This window comes from Pseudoblastomonas aquimaris, assembly GCF_035481675.1.
Taxonomy (GTDB): Bacteria; Pseudomonadota; Alphaproteobacteria; order Sphingomonadales; family Sphingomonadaceae; genus Alteriqipengyuania_B.
The window spans coordinates 1385375-1402764 of record NZ_JAYJJW010000001.1; the positions used below are offsets into that span (position 1 = coordinate 1385375).

Here is a 17390-nt window from a genome sequence, read left to right on the forward strand (position 1 = left end):
AGCCGCGCGTCAGATCGGCGACCATTCCTCCGGCTCGTCGTCCTCGTTTTCCACGCCTGCGCGCTTGGTCTCGGTGGAGGTTTTCGCCGGGAGATAGCCGATGACCTGGTCCAACAGCGCCTCGATCCCGGCACCCGTCGCGCCGGAGATGGGGAAGACCCGCTCGGCCCCGGCCTCGACCAGCAGCTTGCCGAAATCCTCGGCCAGTTCCGCATCGCCGAGGTCGAGCTTGTTGAGCGCGACAAGGCGCGGCTTGTCTTCCAGCCCGGCACCGTATGCGGCCAGTTCCTCGTCGACGATCTGCATCGCCTCCACCGGGTCTTCGTGGCTCATGTCGATCAGGTGGATCAGCACCCGGCAGCGTTCGATATGGCCCAGGAAGCGGTCGCCGATGCCCGCGCCGTCTGCCGCGCCCTCGATCAGGCCGGGAATGTCCGCCAGCACGAAATCGCGGCCCTTGTGGCGGACCACGCCGAGCTTGGGCACCAGCGTGGTAAAGGCGTAATCGCCGACCTTGGCCCGCGCGTTGGTGACCTGGTTGATGAAGGTGGACTTGCCCGCGTTGGGCAGGCCGACGAGGCCGACGTCGGCGAGCAGCTTCAGCCGCAGCCAGACCCACATTTCCTGAGCCGGTTCGCCCGGCTGGTGCTGGCGCGGGGCGCGGTTGGTACTGGTCTTGTAGCTGGCGTTGCCGCGCCCGCCCATGCCGCCTTCGAGCAGGGTGATTTCCTGCCCTTCCTCGGTCAGGTCGGCGAGGACGGTTTCCTTGTCCTCGTCGAGGATTTGCGTGCCGACCGGAACGTCGATGACGAGATCGGGCGCACCTGCGCCCGTGCGGTCCCGGCCTTGGCCGTGCATGCCGCGCTTGGCCTTGAAATGCTGGGTGTAGCGGAAGTCGATCAGCGTGTTGAGACCGCCGACCGCGCGGAACACGATGTCGCCGCCCTTGCCGCCGTTGCCGCCGTCCGGCCCGCCGAACTCGACGTATTTCTCGCGCCGGAAGCTAACGGCGCCGGGGCCGCCGGCGCCGGATTTCAGATAGATCTTGGCCTGGTCGAGGAAATGCATGGTGTCCCGCCCCTAGGCGCGGGGACCGGCAAGGACAAGCGGCGTCGCCTTATTGCGTCGTGCCGCTCTCGTCCGGAACCGGCTGGACCACCTCGCCGCCGGCGTTCGGGATGACGGTCGGGACGATCGTCGCATAGACCGCACCGTATTGCGGGCCATAGACATTGTCCCACGTCACCACGTCGCTCTGGTACTGTTCGAATTCGCCGTAGAAGCGGTCGAACGCCCGCTCGATCTGCGCGAGTTCGGCGGCCGCGAAGCTGGAGATGTCTTCGGGCGGGGCCGCCTGGTAGCGATTGGCCGTGTCCAACAGCGCCTCGCAGAAATAGGTGCGCGCCGGCGGCAGGGCGAAATAGTTGTAGACGCGGGTCGAGTGGCTATCGCGCGTGCGCTTGAAATTGCCGCCGAAGTCGCGGCGGAACTGCGCGTCGAGCTCTGTATTGGCAGCCGACAGCGCGCTTTCGTTGTTCTCCAGCAGCAGGCGGTAGCCCTCGCCGATGGGCTGGTAGCGGCCCGACAGGCAGTTGAGTGCCGCCACGTTCCAGGCGGAGCGCAGGTTCCACAGCGTTTCGGTCGAAGTGATGCCGGTGTTGATCGTCTGCCGGTTGCCAAGCGCGTCGCGCTGCGGGATTTCCGTGTAGAGCGAGGCGCTGAACGGCGGGGTCGGTCGCAGCGGCGGCACGGAAACGAGCGGCGGCGCGGCCAGCTGCGTGGTCTGCAGCACGGGCGGCGGAGCTACGGTGCAGCCGGCCATGGCGAGCATGATGCCCCCCAGTGAAGCAAGGCGAAGGCGGGCGGCGAAACGGGACGACATCGGGGCAACCTCTCTCTCGGCGGTCGGTTCACCCGCATGGTATAGCGGCGCGACCTGACCTCGTCATGAAGCCGCATGATGCGCCGGGCAAGGGCAAAAGAAAACCCCGGGACGCAAGGATGCGACCCGGGGTGTCTTTCGTCTGCTCTGCGTCGCGGATTATTCGCGGGCGGCGCCCATGAAACGCAGCAGGAACAGGAACATGTTGATGAAATCGAGGTACAGCGTCAGCGCACCGAGGATCACCGCCTTGCCGGCAAATTCGGTACCGCGCAGGTACTGGTATTCGGTCTTCAGGCGCTGCGTATCGTAGGCGGTGAGGCCCGCGAAGATCAGCACACCGAGAGCCGAGATCGCCAGCTCCAGACCGGGCGAACCGATCAGGAAAGCGTTGAGCAGCGATGCCACGATGAGGCCGACGACGCCCATGATGAGGAAGCTGCCCCAGCCAGAGATGTCCTTCTTCGTGGTGTAGCCCCACAGGCTAAGACCGGCGAAGGCCGCTGCCGTGGCGAAGAAGGTCTGCGCGATCGACGCGCCCGTATAGATGAGGAAGATCGACGAGAGCGACAGGCCCATCGCGACCGCGAAGCCCCAGAACATCGCCTGCAGCGCCGGCCTGGAGAACTTGTTCGCGCCGAAGCTCATCGCCAAGACGAAGCCGAGCGGTGCCAGCAGCACGACCCAGCGAAGGATGCCGCCACCGAAAATGGCCTGCATCAAAGCTTCCGACGTGGAAGCGAGCATCGCGACGATACCGGTCAGCAGCACGCCGCTGGTCATGTAATTGTAGATCGACAGCATGTGCTTGCGCAGGCCTTCGTCGAAGGTCACGCGCCCTTCGGTGCGATCGAGGCCCGGCGACACGCCGTAGCCCTGCTGGGCCTGACGGGGGTCGTTCCAGTTTGCCATGTTTGATCCCTTTACGGTTCCGGTCGCCAGAAGGGGGCCGGTTCAAGGGGAAATATCGGCATTTTCGCCGCCGATTTCAAGGAAAACCGGACGAAATCGGTATGCGCCCACATTAACCCTGTTTGCGCGCCTTTCCAGCGAGATAGGCGCCCCTGTCGCGTGTCTTTCGCAAGGTTTCGACAAGCAATGCCTCCAGCGCGCCGCCTTCGTCGAGCACATCGAGACCCGCCTGCGTCATGCCGCCGGGGCTGGCGACGCGGGCGGCAAGATCGCGCGGGGACAGGTCGGACCGGGCGGCGAGCGCACCTGCCCCTTCGACCATCTGCACCGCCAGTCGCTCCGCCTGTTCGGCCTCGAGCCCCAGGTGCTGCGCGGCCGCAGCGAAGCCATCGATGATACGATAGACGAAGCCCGGACCCGATCCGGCAAGCGCGGTGGCAAGGTCGAACTGCGCCTCGTCCGCCATCCATTCCGCGCTGCCCAGCGCTTCGGCCAGCGCGGTTACCTTGGCGCGCCCGGCGGCATCCAGATTGCGGGCGACCAGCACATTGGGCGACTTGCCAATCGCGCAGGCGAGGTTCGGCATGAAGCGCACCCACGCGCCGGCCGATGGAATGGCGTCGGCCAGCGTATCCAAGTCCACCCCGCCCAGCACCGACAGCAGCACCGTGTTCGGACCGCACACCGCATCGATGGCCGGGGCGGCCTCTGCGAGCTGCTGCGGCTTCATCCCGATCACCACGGCGTCGAACGGTCCGGCTGGCCATTCGGTCGTGAACCGAGCGCCTTCCGGCACCGGCTTCGGGCGCGGGTTGCAAATCGTGAAGCGGTCCGCGGGCAGGCCGGCGCGCAGCCAGCCTTCCACCATCGCGCCGGTCATCGCGCCGTATCCCGCGACCAGGATGCGCGCGAAGCCGTCCACCCGGCCTAAGCCTCGCCGGCGGGGTCGATCAGCGCGGAATCGAGCGCCTCGCGCGGGGATTTCTCGCCCCACAGGGAAAACTGGAACGCGGGGTAGAAGCGGTCGCATTCGGCCACGGCGTTCTCCACCAGCGCCTGCGCCTGGCTCAGGTCCAGCATCCCGTCGTCGCCCAGCATCATCGCGTTGCGATAGAGGATCATCCCGCCTTTCGACCACGTTTCGAAATGGCCGAGCCAGACCTGCTCGTTGATGAGCGAGATGAGCTCGTGCAAATTGGCGCGGCGGCCTTCCGTGGCCCTGATATCGGGCAGGCAGAGCAGCTGCAGCACGTGGTCTTCCTGCCGCCAGATCGCGCGCAGCTGGTAATTCGCCCAGCTGCCCTGCACCTCGCCGGTGATCTCGTTCTCCTCGACGAACTCGCACGGCCAGCCGCGCGCTTCGAACAGCTGCGCGAGCATGTCGACCGGGGGCGACTGGTCGACGGTGGTGGCCTGCCTTTGCTGGCGGTCGATCATCGGGCGGATAGTCCTGCGAACCTCATGCAGGGTGACATGGCGCAGGCCCGCCCCACCGCGCAATCGCGCGGCATCGCGCAGCGGTGCACAACCGTTTTCGCTTGTTCAAACCTTGTGCAAAAGCCGGACCCGCCAGCATTGGAAGGGAGGCGGGCAGCCTCAGGGCAGCTTGTCGACCGCCTCGCCCTCGGCGCTGGTGAAGCGGAAGCTATCGATCTCCAACGCCTTCAAATCGCTGACCATTTTATTGGCTGCGGCGGCGCTGTCGAAGGGGCCGAAGACTAGGCGATTGGTCTCGCCCCAGGTGGCGACATAGGCCTCCCGGCCCTCAAGCAAATCGCCGCCCGTGCGGCGGATCCGCCGCCAGTCGAAGCGCAGCGCGTCGCGGTCGCGGCCCGTGGCCACCTGCACCCACTGGCGCGACGGCGCGGCAGGCGGAGGCGGTGCGGCGCGCTCGCGCGGGGGCTGGATAGCGGTGATGTCGACGCCGCCGGTGGGCGCCGCGGGCGCGGCAGCGGGCAGGCGGAAGCTGCTGAACGCCTCGTCCAGAGACGCGGGCTCCTCTGCAACCGCGACAGTCGTCGCCGGCGCCGGTTCGATCGGCGGGACGTCGGTGGGAGCGGGCGAAATGTCCGCGCGGACGATCTCGATAGTGGGACGCGGTGTCTCGGCTTCGGTCGGCCCGGCCACCTCGTCCGCCTCATTTTCGATCGCGGCGACCACTGCCTCGGCAGCAGGTTGCGCGGCGGTCTCGACCGGTTGCTGGACAGGCTGCATCACTGGCGAAGCCGCAGGGGGTTGCGCTACCGGAGTTTCCGTAACCGGGGTCCGGGAGATCGGGGGAAGCTCGGCTGTCGCGAGCGCCGGCTGTTGCGCCGGCTGCTGTGCTGGTGGCGGGGTGACCGCAGGCGCCGGCTGGGCGGGAGCAGGCTCGGCCTGCGCGACCGCGGGGCCAAGCTGCGGCCCTTGCGGCTCAAGCCTGCTCGGCGCTTCTGCCCCGCGTTGCGCGGCCAAGGCCTGTTCGTAGCGCGAGCGGGTGGGGTCGGCGGGCGCGAAGGCAACCGCCTCGTTGCGCGGGAAATGGCCGAAATTGGCCGCCGCTGCCTGCTGCGCCGCGGTCAGTGCGGGCATTTGCCGCAGGTAAGGCTCGAATCGCGCCGCGGCCGCCGGCGGCTGGAGCGCCTTGACGATGGCCATGGCCTCGTCCGCGCGGCCGGCGATCGCCAGCACGAAGGCGCGGGTGCGGAAGGCGGCACGGTTGCCGCGCTGGAGCAGCGGGAGGAGCGTCGATTCCGCCCCGACGATGTTGCCGTCGATCGCCTGGCTGAGCGCCATCCGGCGGGTGACGACTGCGTCCTCGCCGCTCGACAGGGCGGCCCGGTAGGCCTGCTGCGCGCGGGCTGTATCGCCGACCAGATCGTAGGCGAGGCCACGGTCGCCCCAGTATTTGCCCAACTGCGCGCCCGATGCCTCGGCGCGTTCGAACAGGGACAGCGACTGGTAGGGGTCCTCGGTGCGCACTGCGACCACGGCAAGGCCGAGGAGGATGCGCGCATCGCCGCGCGCGAGCGCCTGCGCGCGGCTGAAATAATCCTGCGCGGCCTCGTCGTCATTGAGGTCGAGCGCGGCGAAGCCGGCCATGCGCAGGGCGTTGAGGTCTCGCGGGTCCTGCGCCAGACGGCGGGTCGCGGCGCGCAGGCTTTCCTGCGCCTCCTCGGTGGAAGCCGTGTCGGTGTAGTCCGGCACCTGCGCGTGGGCAGGCGGCGCCATGACGCTAAGGGCGAGCGCAAACGCGCCAAAAGAGAAGATCAGGCCGGAATGTCCCATAGGTCCGCGTTTATGCAGTACAAATCGCGGCTTGCGAAGGCCTGAACGCCGGCAAAGCGCGTGCGCGGGCGGCCCGCAAGCCGCCCGCGTCATGCGTCACTGGTTGTTCTGGCGGCCGAGGAAGCGCGGGATATTGATGCCGCCGCCGTCGTTCTTGTCGTCGTCATCGTCCTCGTCATCGGAAGAACCCGATGCGCCCGAACCGCCCCCGCGCGACAGGTTGGCCATGCGTTCGAACAGCGTGCTGCCGCCGCCGCTGCCTTCGCCGCCCGAACCAACCGAGCCTGCGCCGCCGGCGGCTCCGCCACCGGATTCCGCGCCCGCTTCGCCGGACCCGGCGACAAGGCCGCGCCTGCGCCCGCCCTGTGCGGGAGGCTGCACGTCCTCGTCCGCTTCGGCAAGGCGGGTCGCGTCGAGGAGCAGTTCGTCGCTGCTCGCCTCGTCGTCGCTGTCGTCCGGGGACGATCCGCCGCTCAGTTCCAGCGGGCCTTCGTCGTCATCCGCGCCGCTTGCGGGCGGGTGGAAGCCGCCTTCGCCCGGGTTCATGTGGGCGTCGTCGGTCGCCGGTTCTTCCACGGTAGCGGGTTCCGCGTCGTAGCCGCTCGGCACGCGCGGGGCAGAAAAGTCGTCTTCCTCGTCGTCCTGCCGCAGGCCGGCCAGCGGATCGACGATATCGTCGACATCGTCGTCGTCCTCGCCCTCTTCCTCGTCATAGTCGTAGCCACCGGAAAGGCCGGAGAAGCCGGACAGCCCGTCGTCGCTATCGCCGGCATCGCTGCCGCCGATGGCGAACTGGTCGTCTTCGTCCTCGCCATCCTCGGCCATTTCCTCGGCGCTCGGCACCGGTAGCACCGGGGTCTTGGGCCCGCGCGAGGCGCCGAGATCGACGGGGCGCTGCGAATATTGTGCCGGGGCGACGGTGCCTTCCGCGCCGTCCTCGATACCCGTGGCGACCACCGACACGCGGATCTTGCCGTCGAGATCGGGGTTGAAGGCGCTGCCCCAGATGATGTTGGCATCGCTGTCGACGAGTTCGCGGATGTGGTTCGCCGCCTCGTCCACTTCGAGCAGGCGCATGTCCTCCCCGCCGATGATCGAGATGATGACGCCCTTCGCACCGGCCATGCTGACACCGTCGAGCAGCGGGTTGGCGATGGCGCGTTCGGCGGCTTCGAGTGCGCGGTTGTCGCCCTCGCCCTCGCCAGTGCCCATCATCGCCTTGCCCATTTCCTGCATCACCGAGCGGATGTCTGCAAAGTCGAGGTTGATAAGGCCCGGCATCACCATCAGGTCGGTGATCGAGCGCACGCCCTGCTGCAGCACTTCGTCGGCCAGCTGGAACGCCTGCTTGAACGTGGTGTCGGGCTTGGCGACCAGGAACAGGTTCTGGTTGGGGATCACGATCAGCGTATCGACGTGCTTCTGCAGTTCCTCGATACCCGCTTCGGCGGCCCGCATGCGGCGCGCGCCTTCGAACATGAAGGGCTTGGTCACCACGCCCACGGTCAGCACGCCCATCTTGCGCGCGGCCTCCGCGATCACGGGCGCCGCGCCGGTGCCGGTGCCGCCGCCCATGCCGGACGCGATGAAGACCATGTTCACCCCGTCGAGCAGCCGTTCGACTTCCTCGATCGTCTCTTCGGCCGCCGCACGCCCGACTTCGGGCCGCGACCCTGCGCCCAGGCCCTGGGTGATTTCCGGGCCGAGCTGGATGCGCTGCTCCGCCGACGAATTGTTCAATGCCTGCGCGTCGGTGTTGGCGACGACGAAATCGACGCCTTCGATCTGCGCGTCGATCATGTTGGCAATGGCGTTGCCGCCCGCCCCGCCGACACCGATCACGGTGATGCGCGGACGCAGTTCTTCGACGGAGGGCGGGCCGATATTGATGCTCATGTGCGTTCCCTTTCAGGGCTGGACGCGGGAAAATTATGGTTGATGCGATTGTGACACAAAGCGATTCCGCGCGGGACAGGGTGTAAACCCTTATCCACAGCGGCTTGTGCCCGAAAATCGGCGGCGAAATTCATCAGAAATACTCGCGCATGGCACGCCAGACCTTTCCGGCGAGCGCGGGGAAGCCGATTACGTCCTGCTGTTGGTGCCGCGGACGCAGCACGCGGATGTCCACCGGATCGCGCGCGGCATAGAGCGCAAGGCCCGCCAGCGTGGCGAAAGCGGGCACGCGGTGCGCCTCCGCCAACCCGTCGAGTTCCGGCGGCTTGCCGATCCGCACGGGCGAGCCGAGCGAACCTTGCGCGTAGTCCGCAATGCCCGCCAGTTCCGCCCCGCCGCCGGTGATGACGACCTGCCGCCCGCCGGCGCCGGAAAAGCCCATGTCCTTCAGCGCGCGGTCGACCTCTTTCAGCACCCGGTCGAGCTGGTCGGCGATGACCGAGATCAGCTGCGCGCGCGGGATGCGGCCGTGGTCGTCCGCGCCGCGGGCCGGTTCGCCGCCGCGCGGATCGCCGGGCCCGTCGACCGGGATCATCTCGCGGTGGTCGCTGGGGCTGGCGACGGCGCTGCCATAGCGGCACTTCAGCCGCTCTGCCTGGAAGCGCTTGATGCCGAAGACAGAGGCGATCGCATCGGTCATGTCGGCGGACCCGATCGGAATGGACTTCAGCCCCAGCAGCATTCCCGCCGCGAAGACCGAGACATTGGTCACCTGCGCGCCGAATTCGACCAGCGCCACACCCAGCTCGCGCTCTTCTTCCGACAGGCAGGCAAGCCCGGCAGCGACGGGCGATCCGACCACGGAGGACACCTCCAAATGCGCGTTCTGTACGCATTCGGTGATGTTGCGGATGGGCGCGCCGTCGGCGAGCATGACGTGGACATCGACCCCCAGCCGTTCGGCATGCAGGCCGGTGGGATTGGCGACGCCGTGAGCCCCGTCGAGCGTGTAATGCGCAGGCTGTGCGTGCAGGACCATGCGCCCGTCGGGCTCCAGCCCCTCCCGCGCTTCGAGCAGGAGGTGCTCGATATCCTCTTCCTCGATCCGCCGCCCGCCGATGTCGATTTCCACTTGCGCGATGCGGCTGGCGAGCCCTGCGCCCGAGGCGCCGATATGGACCTTGCGCACGCTTTGCCCGGCGATCTTCTCCGCCCGCTCCATCGCCTCGCGCACGGCATAGGTCGCGGCCGCCATGTCGGTGACATAGCCGCGCTTGATCCCCTGCGCCTGCCGGTGGTGCGAACCCAAAACGAGGATGTTGCCGTCTTCCGTCAGCGCGGCGACCATCGCGGCGATGCGGAAGCTGCCGATGTTGATGCAGCCGAAAACTTGGTCGAGGCGGGGTGTGTCGCTCATTCGCTGCGGACCTCGCCTTCGCCGGTGGCCAGGTCCTCGCCCTCCCCTTCGCCGCAGCCAGGGCAGCGCATGTAGATGCGTTCCGGCGCGCGCATGTCGAAGCTGGCGACCTTGCCGCCGAGCAGGCGGTTTACCCCGTCCAGCCGGGCGAAGCTCATCAGGGCTTTGGCAGAGGCTTCCTCCCCTTCCGGCAGGGCGAGCACCTGGTCGGTCTTGAAGGTGATGTCCCAGCGCCGGTTGCCGACCCATTCGGCCTCTGCCACCTGCGGTTTCAGCGCGGGCGCGGCTTCCAGCAGCGTTGCCAGCGCGGGCACCTGCCGCTGCGCGCCCGGCCCTTCGATCATCAGGTATGGCTTGGCATTCGCGGCGGAAATCGGCTCCAGCGCGTGGCCGGTCGCGTCGATCAGCACCAGCCGGCCGGGCTTGCGCAGCACGGCGTGGGGCACGCGTTCGACGATGTCGATGACCAGCGTATCGGGCAGCTGGCGCGAAACGCGGGCATCCCTAACCCAGTCGAGGTCGAGCAGTTCGGCGCGAAGGGCCTCAACATCGACCAGCGGCATCGCCTGGTCCTGTTCGCCCAGCACCCGTTCGTAAACGGTGAGGACGTTCATCCGCTCCGTCCCGCGGACTTCCACGTTCTTCACCTCGAAACCGGCATCGCCGGCCAGGTTGGCGAGCTGCTGCTGCGCCATGGCCGGCACCCCGGCGAGGCTGGCGACGAACCAGGCCAGCGCGGCCGCGCCGCCCAGGATTATGGCGAGGAACACCCGCTGCAGCTGTTCTTCGGTGAACGGCAGGAAACGGATTGCCGCGCCCATTGCGCCGCTCGCCTGTTTCTTCGTCTGGCGTACGCGGGCCTGCGTGCCCTGCCGCCGCGCAACCTTGCGCGCCCCCGTGCCGCCCCGGCGGATCTTCTGGCTCACGCCGCCCTCCCTTCCAGTGCGGCCGCCACGATCGCTTCGACCAGCGTTGCGTAATCCATGCCGCAATGCTTCGCCTGTTCGGGCACGAGGCTGAGCGGCGTCATGCCCGGCTGGGTGTTGGTTTCCAGCACGAACAGGCCATCTTCGCCCTGCTCGTCGTCCCAGCGGAAGTCCGTGCGGCTGGTGCCCTTGCAGCCCAGAACAGTATGCGCGCGCACCGCGTATTCGCGGCACAGTTCGGCGATCCGGTCGGGGATTTGCGCCGGGCAGATATGCTCGGTCTTTCCGTCGGTATACTTGTTTTCGTAATCGTAGAAGCCCGATGCGACGACGAGCTCGGTCACCGTCAGCGCCTCCGGCCCGCCTGCACGGTCGATCACCGCGGTGGTCAGTTCGCGCCCGCGGATGAAAGGCTCTGCCAGCAGCCGTTCGAAATCCTGCCACGGGCCCTTCGCATCGCGCGCGATGGGATTGCCGTAATCGCTTTCGTCGGTGACAATGGCCACGCCCACGCTGCTGCCTTCGTTGACAGGCTTGAGCACATAGGGCCGGGCCAGCGGGTCGCCGTCATACAGGGTTTCGCAGTCCACGATCCGGCCGCCCGGCATGGGGATGCCATGGGGGACGAGAGCCTGCTTGGTCAGTTCCTTGTCGATCGCGATGACCGAGGTGGCGAGGCCGGAGTGGGTGTAGGGCACGCCCATCAGGTCGAGCATGCCCTGCACCGTGCCGTCTTCCCCCGGCACGCCGTGGAGCGCGTTGAACACGACATCGGGCTTCGCTTCGGCAATGCGCGCCGCGACATCGCGGTCCATGTCGATCCGGGTCACCCGGTGGCCACGCGATTCCAGCGCATCGGCGATGCCGTTGCCGCTCATCAGCGAAACCTCGCGTTCCGCCGCCCAGCCGCCCATCAAGACGGCCACGTGGAGTTTACCCAAGGTGCTCATGGCCGGCCCACCCGCTTGATCTCCCATTCCAGTGCGACGCCCTGGCTGGCGCGGACGCGGTTGCGCACTTCCTCGCCCAGCCCTTCGATATCGGCGCTGGTCGCATCGCCGGTGTTGATCAGGAAATTGGTGTGCTTCTCGCTCACCTGCGCGCCGCCCAACGTCAGGCCGCGGCAGCCGGCGGCATCGACCAGCTGCCAGGCTTTGCCCCCTTCGGGATTCTTGAACGTGGAGCCGCCCGTCTTGGTGCGCAGGGGCTGCGAATTCTCGCGCTCTTCGGCGATGCGATCCATCTCCGCCCCGATGGTTTCGGGATCGCCGGGCGTGCCGCGAAAGCGCGCGGCGACCACGACGGCCCCGTCCGGCAAGGCGGAATGGCGATAGGAATAGTCGAGATCGGCCAGCGTCAGGCAGTGGCATTGCCCGTCCGCCATCACGACGTCGCAATCGACGAGGATGTCGGCCACTTCGCGCCCGTAAGCGCCGCCGTTCATCCGTACGAAGCCGCCGACCGTGCCGGGAATGCCGCGCAGGAATTCCAGCCCCGCAATCCCTGCATCGCGCGCTTCGGACGCCACGAGGATGCCGTGCGCCCCGCCGCCGCATTCCAACGTCGTCTCGTCCAGCTGCCGGACCTGTGCGAAAGGCTTGCCGAGCTTGATGACGACGCCGGGGATGCCCCCGTCGCGCACGATCAAGTTGGAGCCGAGGCCGAGCGGCATGACCGGCAGCGATCCGCCCAGCCGGGCGAGGAATTCGCGCAATTCATCGACGTCCGCAGGCTCGAACAGCCAGTCCGCCGGGCCGCCGGTCTTGAACCAGGTATATTTGGCGAGCGGCGCGTCCTGCCGCAGCTTGCCGCGCCATTCGCCCGCGGGCGCGGCGCCCGTGGGGGCCTCACCCGCATCGGTTTCGGGCGCCATGCCGCTGTCGCCCCACATCCAGTCCTCGCCCGGCTGCATCATGCCGCGCCCCCGAGTTCCTGCGGCAGGGCGGCGGCCCATTTGGTGATGTCGCCCGCGCCGAGGCAGACGACCATGTCGCCTTCCTCGAGCGTCTCGGACAGCGTCGCGACCAGCTCCGCCCGGTCCGCCACCGCCTCTGCCGAGCGATGGCCGCGCGCCTTGATCCCTTCGACCAGCGCGTCCTGGCTCACGCCCTCGATGGGATCCTCGCCCGCGGCATAGACCGGGGTCACATACACGCGGTCGGCGTTGTCGAAGCAGCTCTGGAAATCGTCCATCAGGTCGCCGAGGCGGGAATAGCGGTGCGGCTGCATCACCGCGATGACCCGGCCCTGCGCGGCCTCGCGCGCGGCTTGCAATACCGCGCGGATTTCGACCGGGTGGTGGGCGTAATCGTCGATGATGGTCGCGCCGCGCGCGGTCCCTGTCTTCGTGAAGCGCCGGCGCACCCCGCCGAACTTGTCGAAGCCGTTGCAGATGATGTCGTCGCTGCAGCCCATCTCCACCGCGACTGCGATGGCGGCGAGCGCGTTCTGGACATTGTGGCGGCCCGGCATCGGCAGGCGGACGGATTCGATCCGCCGGTCCTCTTCGGCGCGCTGGCGGATGACGACGTCGAAGACGCTCGCCCCGCCTTCGGTGCGCAGGTTGACGCCGCAGATGTCGGCTTGCAGCGACAGGCCGTAGGTGATCACCTGCCGGTCGCGCACCTGGCCGATAACCGCCTGCACTTCGGGGTGGTCGATGCACAGGATCGCCGCGCCGTAGAACGGCACGTTATGAATGAATTCCACGAACGCCTTCTTCACTCCGTCGAAATCGCCGTAGTGGTCGAGGTGTTCGGGATCGATATTGGTGACGACCGCGATCGTCCCGTCGAGGCGCAGGAAACTGCCGTCACTCTCGTCGGCTTCCACAACCATCCATTCGCTGTCGCCGAGCCGGGCGTTGGAGCCGTATTGTTCGATGATGCCGCCGTTGATGACGGTGGGGTCGATCCCGCCCGCATCGAGCAGCGCGGCGATCATGCTGGTGGTGGTCGTCTTGCCGTGCGTGCCGGCCACCGCGACGGTGGATTTCAGCCGCATCAGTTCCGCCAGCATTTCCGCCCTGCGGACCACCGGCGTGCGGTTTTCGAGCGCGGCGGCGACTTCGGGGTTGGTGCGCTTCACGGCGGTGGAGGTGACCACCACGGCGGCGCCTTCCACATTCTCGCGCGCATGGCCGATGCGCACCGAAATGCCGCGATCGCGCAACCGCTCCACGCTCGGCCCTTCGGAAAGGTCGCTCCCCTGCACGGTGTAACCGAGATTGTGCATGACCTCGGCGATGCCGGACATGCCGATGCCGCCGATGCCGACGAAGTGGACTACGCCGATATCTGTCGGAACGCCCTTCATCGCGCAGTCTCCCGCGCGGCACCCTGGCCCACGGGCGCGCCCTGCGTGGCGCCGCGGGCGTTGTTGCCGCCGACGCGGATCACGTCCTGCAGCCCCGCCCCGCCGAAGCTTTCGACGAGGTCCGCCAGCGCGATCGCCGCATCGGGCCGCCCGCAATTCCACGCCGCATGGGCCGCGTTGGCAAGGGTCGAGGGTTTCATGGCCAGCGCCTGGATCTGCTTCGCCAGTTCCTTGGCAGTGAACTTTTCCTGCCGGATCATCCGCGCGCCGCCCGATTTGGCCAGCTCGCGCGTGTTGGCCGCCTGGTGGTCGTCGGTCGCGATGGGCAGCGGTACGAGAATAGCGGGACGGCCCACGGCGGTCAGCTCCGCAATCGTGCTCGCGCCTGCGCGGCCGATGAAGATATGCGTGTCGGCCAGCCGGTCCTGCATGTCCTCGAAATAGGTGCCGAGTTCTGCCGGGATGCCGTGCTCGGAATAGCGGTGGCGCACCGCGTCGAGATCCTCCGCCCGGCATTGCTGCGTCACTTGCAGCCTTGCGCGCAGCGCAGGCGGCAGCATCGCCAGCCCGTCCGGCACCACTTCGCTCAGCACCCGCGCGCCCTGGCTGCCGCCGGTCACCAGTACCCGCAGCAGGCTTTCCTCCGCGAAATGCGGGAACGGCTTGTCGCGCAGGGACAGGACCTCGCCGCGCACCGGATTGCCGACCAAGTGGACCTTGTCCGCGTATTTGGCGTCGAGACGGTCGACCTTTTCATAGGAGGTCGCAATCGCTTCCACGCCCCGCGCGAAAAAGCGGTTCACCCGGCCGAGCACGGCGTTCTGTTCGTGCAGCACAGCGGGCACGCCGGCGGAGCGCGCAGCCAGCACGGCGGGGAAGGACGGATAGCCGCCGAAGCCCACGACCGCCGTCGGCGCGAAGCTTTCGTACAGCCGTTTCGCCATGTTGCGGCCCTGCAGGATCGCCTTCACCCCACCGACCCACTTCAATGGGTTCTTGCCGATTTTGCCGGCGGGCAGGACATGCGCGGTCAGCGCCTCCGGCTTGCCGGGAATCTTCGCGCCGCGATCGTCGGTGATCAGCGCGACGTGGTGGCCGCGCGCGATCAGCTCCTCCGCCAGCGCGAAAGCGGGGATCATGTGGCCGCCGGTGCCCCCGGCGGCGAGTACGAAGTGGCGCACGATATCGTTCATCGCGCCAGTCCCTTGGGCAGCAAGGCGCGCCAGTCAAATCTTTCGCGCTGGAGGAAGGGATTCCGGCGGGTAATCGCCAGCAAGGCGCCCAGCGTCAGGCAGATCGCGACGGTCGACGATCCGCCGTAGGACACCAGCGGCAGCGTCATGCCCTTGGAGGGGAAGAGCTGCAGGTTGACGAGGATGTTGATGAAAGCCTGCCCGCCGAACAGCGCGGTAAGCCCGGTCGCCGCGAGGATGGTGAACAGGTTCTCCTCGTCCATCAGGCGCGACAGCACGCGCAGGATGATGGCGAGGAACAGCACCACGATCACCGCGCAGGCGACAAGGCCGAATTCCTCGCCGATGACCGAAAAGACATAGTCGGTATGCGCTTCGGGCAGGCGCATCTTTTCCGTACCCAGTCGCATGCCGGTGCCAGTCCACCCGCCGCCGAGCAGTGCGCGTTCGGCAAGGTCGACCTGGTCGAATGCGGTGCCGCCGCCAAGGAAGCTGTCGATCCGGTGGCGGGCGTTGTCGTAGAAGATATAAGCCGCGCTCACAAGCAGCAGGCCGAACCCGCCCAGCCACGCGAGCAATTGCAGGGGAAGGCCGGAAAGGAACACCGCGATAAGGAAGACGCCCGCGAACAGCACCGCATCCCCGAAATTGGGCTGCAGCATCAAAAGCAGCGCGACCAGCCCGGTGAGGATGCCGGCAAGAGCCATGACCGGCATTGTCGGATCGCGCAGCCGCCATGACAGGATCCATGCCAGCATGATGGCGAAGGCCGGCTTCAGGAACTCGCTCGGCTGGAAGCGGATGCCCAGGTTGATCCAGCGCTTCGCCCCGTTGACCTCGCTGCCGATGATCGGGACCAGCAGCAGCAGGACGATCATCACCGCGCCCAGCAAGATGCCGCCCTGCCGTACGGTTTTCTGCGGCAACATCGAAATGCCCAGCATCACGCCGACGCCGAGCGCGAGGAAGGCCGCGTGCATCCAGAAGAAGCGCAGCGGCGACAGCGTAACCTCGGCCGTCGAAAGCCGCGCGGCGCTGGCGGGGGAGCCCGCCGCAACCGCGAACAGGCCGCAGACCATAAGGAGGCCTATCAGGCCGAGCAGCACGCGGTCGACCTCACGCCACCAGATTTTCAGCTCGCTGCGCCAGTTCTTCGGCGGGCTGAATGCGCTGTGCAGCCGTTCGGCGCCGCGCGGCAGGTATGGTTGGCCGGGGGTCATTCTTCTTCGTCCTGTGCGCAGCGCACCTTGCCGGTTTCCGCCACAGCGTTGACGATGGAGCGGAAGGCTTCGCCGCGAGCCTCGTAATCGCGGAACTGGTCGAAGCTGGCGCAGGCGGGGGACAGCAGCACGACATCGCCGGGTGCTGCCGCGCCGAACGCACGCCGAGCCGCTTCACACAGCATTTCGCAATTCTCCACCGGGACCTGCCCGTCCAGCAATTCGGCGAACATCGGCCCCGCTTCCCCGATGGTATAGGCCGCCGCGACATTGCCTAGCTGGTCGGCGCATTCTTCCAGGCCGTCGGACTTGGACAGTCCGCCGACGATCCAGTGAACGCGGGGGCGCGGTTCGGGCGGGAATGCCGCCAGCGCCGGTGCGGCGGATGCGGCGTTGGTCGCCTTGCTGTCATTGACGAATTCCACGCCCTCGTGACGGCCCAGCCGTTCCATCCGGTGCGGAAGGCCTGTGAAGCTGGCGAGCCCGGCGGAGATTTCCGCATCGGTCAGGCCGAGCTCGCGGACGATGGCGATGGCGATAGCCGCGTTCTCGCGATTGTGCGGCCCTTGCAGCGAAGGCCAGCGGTCGGCTTCCGCCTCGAACGCGCCAAGGTCGGCGCACACCGCCCGGCCCTCTGCCCGGCGCGCCGCCGCCCCGTCGCGGATGGCGCGGGTGGACGGGTCGCCGCAGCCGAACGCCGCGAACTGCCCGCTGCCCTGCATCGCGAACAGCCGGCTCTTCGAAAAGGCATACTCTTCGAACCCCGCATAGCGGTCGAGATGGTCGGGGGTGATGTTGGTGAGCCCCGCCGCCTCGCACGCCAGCGAGCGGGTGAGGTCGATCTGGTAACTCGACAGTTCCAGCACGTAGACGCCCGCGCCCTTGTCACACGGCTGCAAGGGCTCGCGGCTCAGCACCGGCAAGCCGATATTGCCGCCCATCAGCGCGGGCACGCCGGCCTGTTTCAGCAGGTGCGTGATGAGCGCGACCGTGGTCGACTTGCCGTTGGTGCCGGTGATGCCGACCACGCGGTGCGGCGGCAGGTCCGGCCGGGCGAGCGCGAACAGCTCGACATCGCCGATCACCGGCACGCCCGCAGCTGCGGCACGCTCCGCAATCGGGTGGGTGTTGAGCGGCACGCCGGGGGAAACCACGATGCCGTCGAACCCGGCAAGGTCGATCGTGAGCGGATCGGCGAGCACCGCGCGGCCGTCCACCGCCTTGCGTGCCTCGTCCTGCCGGTCCCACGCGGTGACATACGCCCCGCTGGCCAGCAGCGTCTCGACCGTGGCGAGGCCCGAGCGGGCAAGGCCGAGAACGGCGTATCGCTTGTCCTTGAAGGCGGTTCCCGTGATCACTCCCGCT

Annotated in this window: 15 protein-coding genes; all 15 read right to left on the minus strand. The window is 67.8% G+C overall.

What is annotated here, in order from left to right; genetic code table 11:
- Positions 1-9 precede the first annotated feature (9 nt).
- The 15 genes from obgE to murD all read right to left on the minus strand — a co-directional run bounded on the left by obgE (position 10) and on the right by murD (position 17383).
- Positions 10-1068 carry a GTPase ObgE gene (gene obgE / locus VCJ71_RS06870; protein WP_324639970.1) on the minus strand — a complete coding sequence of 353 codons (1059 nt, stop codon included), beginning with the start codon at positions 1066-1068 and terminating at the stop codon, positions 10-12.
- 49 nt (positions 1069-1117) lie between these two features.
- Positions 1118-1831, minus strand: a complete 714-nt coding sequence (locus tag VCJ71_RS06875; protein WP_324639971.1) for a hypothetical protein — start codon at positions 1829-1831, stop codon at positions 1118-1120.
- Between the two features lie 210 nt (positions 1832-2041).
- The gene (locus VCJ71_RS06880) at positions 2042-2794 is read right to left on the minus strand and encodes a Bax inhibitor-1/YccA family protein (RefSeq protein WP_324639973.1); all 753 of its coding nucleotides are present in this window, start codon (positions 2792-2794) and stop codon (positions 2042-2044) included.
- Positions 2795-2906: 112 nt separating this feature from the next.
- Positions 2907-3716, minus strand: a complete 810-nt coding sequence (locus VCJ71_RS06885; protein WP_324639975.1) for a pyrroline-5-carboxylate reductase family protein — start codon at positions 3714-3716, stop codon at positions 2907-2909.
- A gap of 5 nt (positions 3717-3721) precedes the next feature.
- The gene (locus VCJ71_RS06890; protein WP_324639977.1) at positions 3722-4231 is read right to left on the minus strand and encodes a type III secretion system chaperone family protein; all 510 of its coding nucleotides are present in this window, start codon (positions 4229-4231) and stop codon (positions 3722-3724) included.
- A 159-nt stretch (positions 4232-4390) separates the two neighbouring features.
- A complete protein-coding gene (locus VCJ71_RS06895; RefSeq protein WP_324639978.1) occupies positions 4391-6001 on the minus strand; it encodes an SPOR domain-containing protein in 1611 nt (536 codons plus the stop codon).
- Positions 6002-6154: 153 nt separating this feature from the next.
- Entirely contained in the window at positions 6155-7954 is a 1800-nt protein-coding gene (gene ftsZ / locus VCJ71_RS06900; RefSeq protein WP_324639979.1) for a cell division protein FtsZ, read from the minus strand.
- A gap of 133 nt (positions 7955-8087) precedes the next feature.
- Complete coding sequence (gene ftsA / locus VCJ71_RS06905) at positions 8088-9371, minus strand: cell division protein FtsA (protein ID WP_324639980.1); 1284 nt, start codon at positions 9369-9371, stop codon at positions 8088-8090.
- Positions 9368-10297: a cell division protein FtsQ/DivIB gene (locus VCJ71_RS06910; RefSeq protein ID WP_324639982.1), complete on the minus strand. Its 930-nt coding sequence runs from the start codon at positions 10295-10297 to the stop codon at positions 9368-9370. Before VCJ71_RS06910 ends, ftsA begins: the two co-directional genes overlap by 4 nt.
- Positions 10294-11247, minus strand: a complete 954-nt coding sequence (locus VCJ71_RS06915; RefSeq protein ID WP_324639984.1) for a D-alanine--D-alanine ligase — start codon at positions 11245-11247, stop codon at positions 10294-10296. The genes VCJ71_RS06910 and VCJ71_RS06915 overlap by 4 nt, the downstream gene beginning before the upstream one ends.
- A complete protein-coding gene (gene murB, locus VCJ71_RS06920) occupies positions 11244-12170 on the minus strand; it encodes a UDP-N-acetylmuramate dehydrogenase (RefSeq protein ID WP_324640895.1) in 927 nt (308 codons plus the stop codon). Before murB ends, VCJ71_RS06915 begins: the two co-directional genes overlap by 4 nt.
- A gap of 38 nt (positions 12171-12208) precedes the next feature.
- Positions 12209-13612 carry a UDP-N-acetylmuramate--L-alanine ligase gene (gene murC / locus VCJ71_RS06925; RefSeq protein WP_324639986.1) on the minus strand — a complete coding sequence of 468 codons (1404 nt, stop codon included), beginning with the start codon at positions 13610-13612 and terminating at the stop codon, positions 12209-12211.
- Complete coding sequence (gene murG, locus VCJ71_RS06930; RefSeq protein WP_324639988.1) at positions 13609-14805, minus strand: undecaprenyldiphospho-muramoylpentapeptide beta-N-acetylglucosaminyltransferase; 1197 nt, start codon at positions 14803-14805, stop codon at positions 13609-13611. Before murG ends, murC begins: the two co-directional genes overlap by 4 nt.
- Positions 14802-16025 (minus strand): FtsW/RodA/SpoVE family cell cycle protein, encoded by a 1224-nt coding sequence (locus tag VCJ71_RS06935; RefSeq protein WP_324639990.1) that lies wholly within the window; start codon positions 16023-16025, stop codon positions 14802-14804. The genes murG and VCJ71_RS06935 overlap by 4 nt, the downstream gene beginning before the upstream one ends.
- Positions 16022-17383, minus strand: coding sequence for a UDP-N-acetylmuramoyl-L-alanine--D-glutamate ligase (gene murD / locus VCJ71_RS06940; protein WP_324639992.1), 1362 nt, complete (start codon positions 17381-17383; stop codon positions 16022-16024). Before murD ends, VCJ71_RS06935 begins: the two co-directional genes overlap by 4 nt.
- Between the last annotated feature and the right edge of the window lie 7 nt (positions 17384-17390).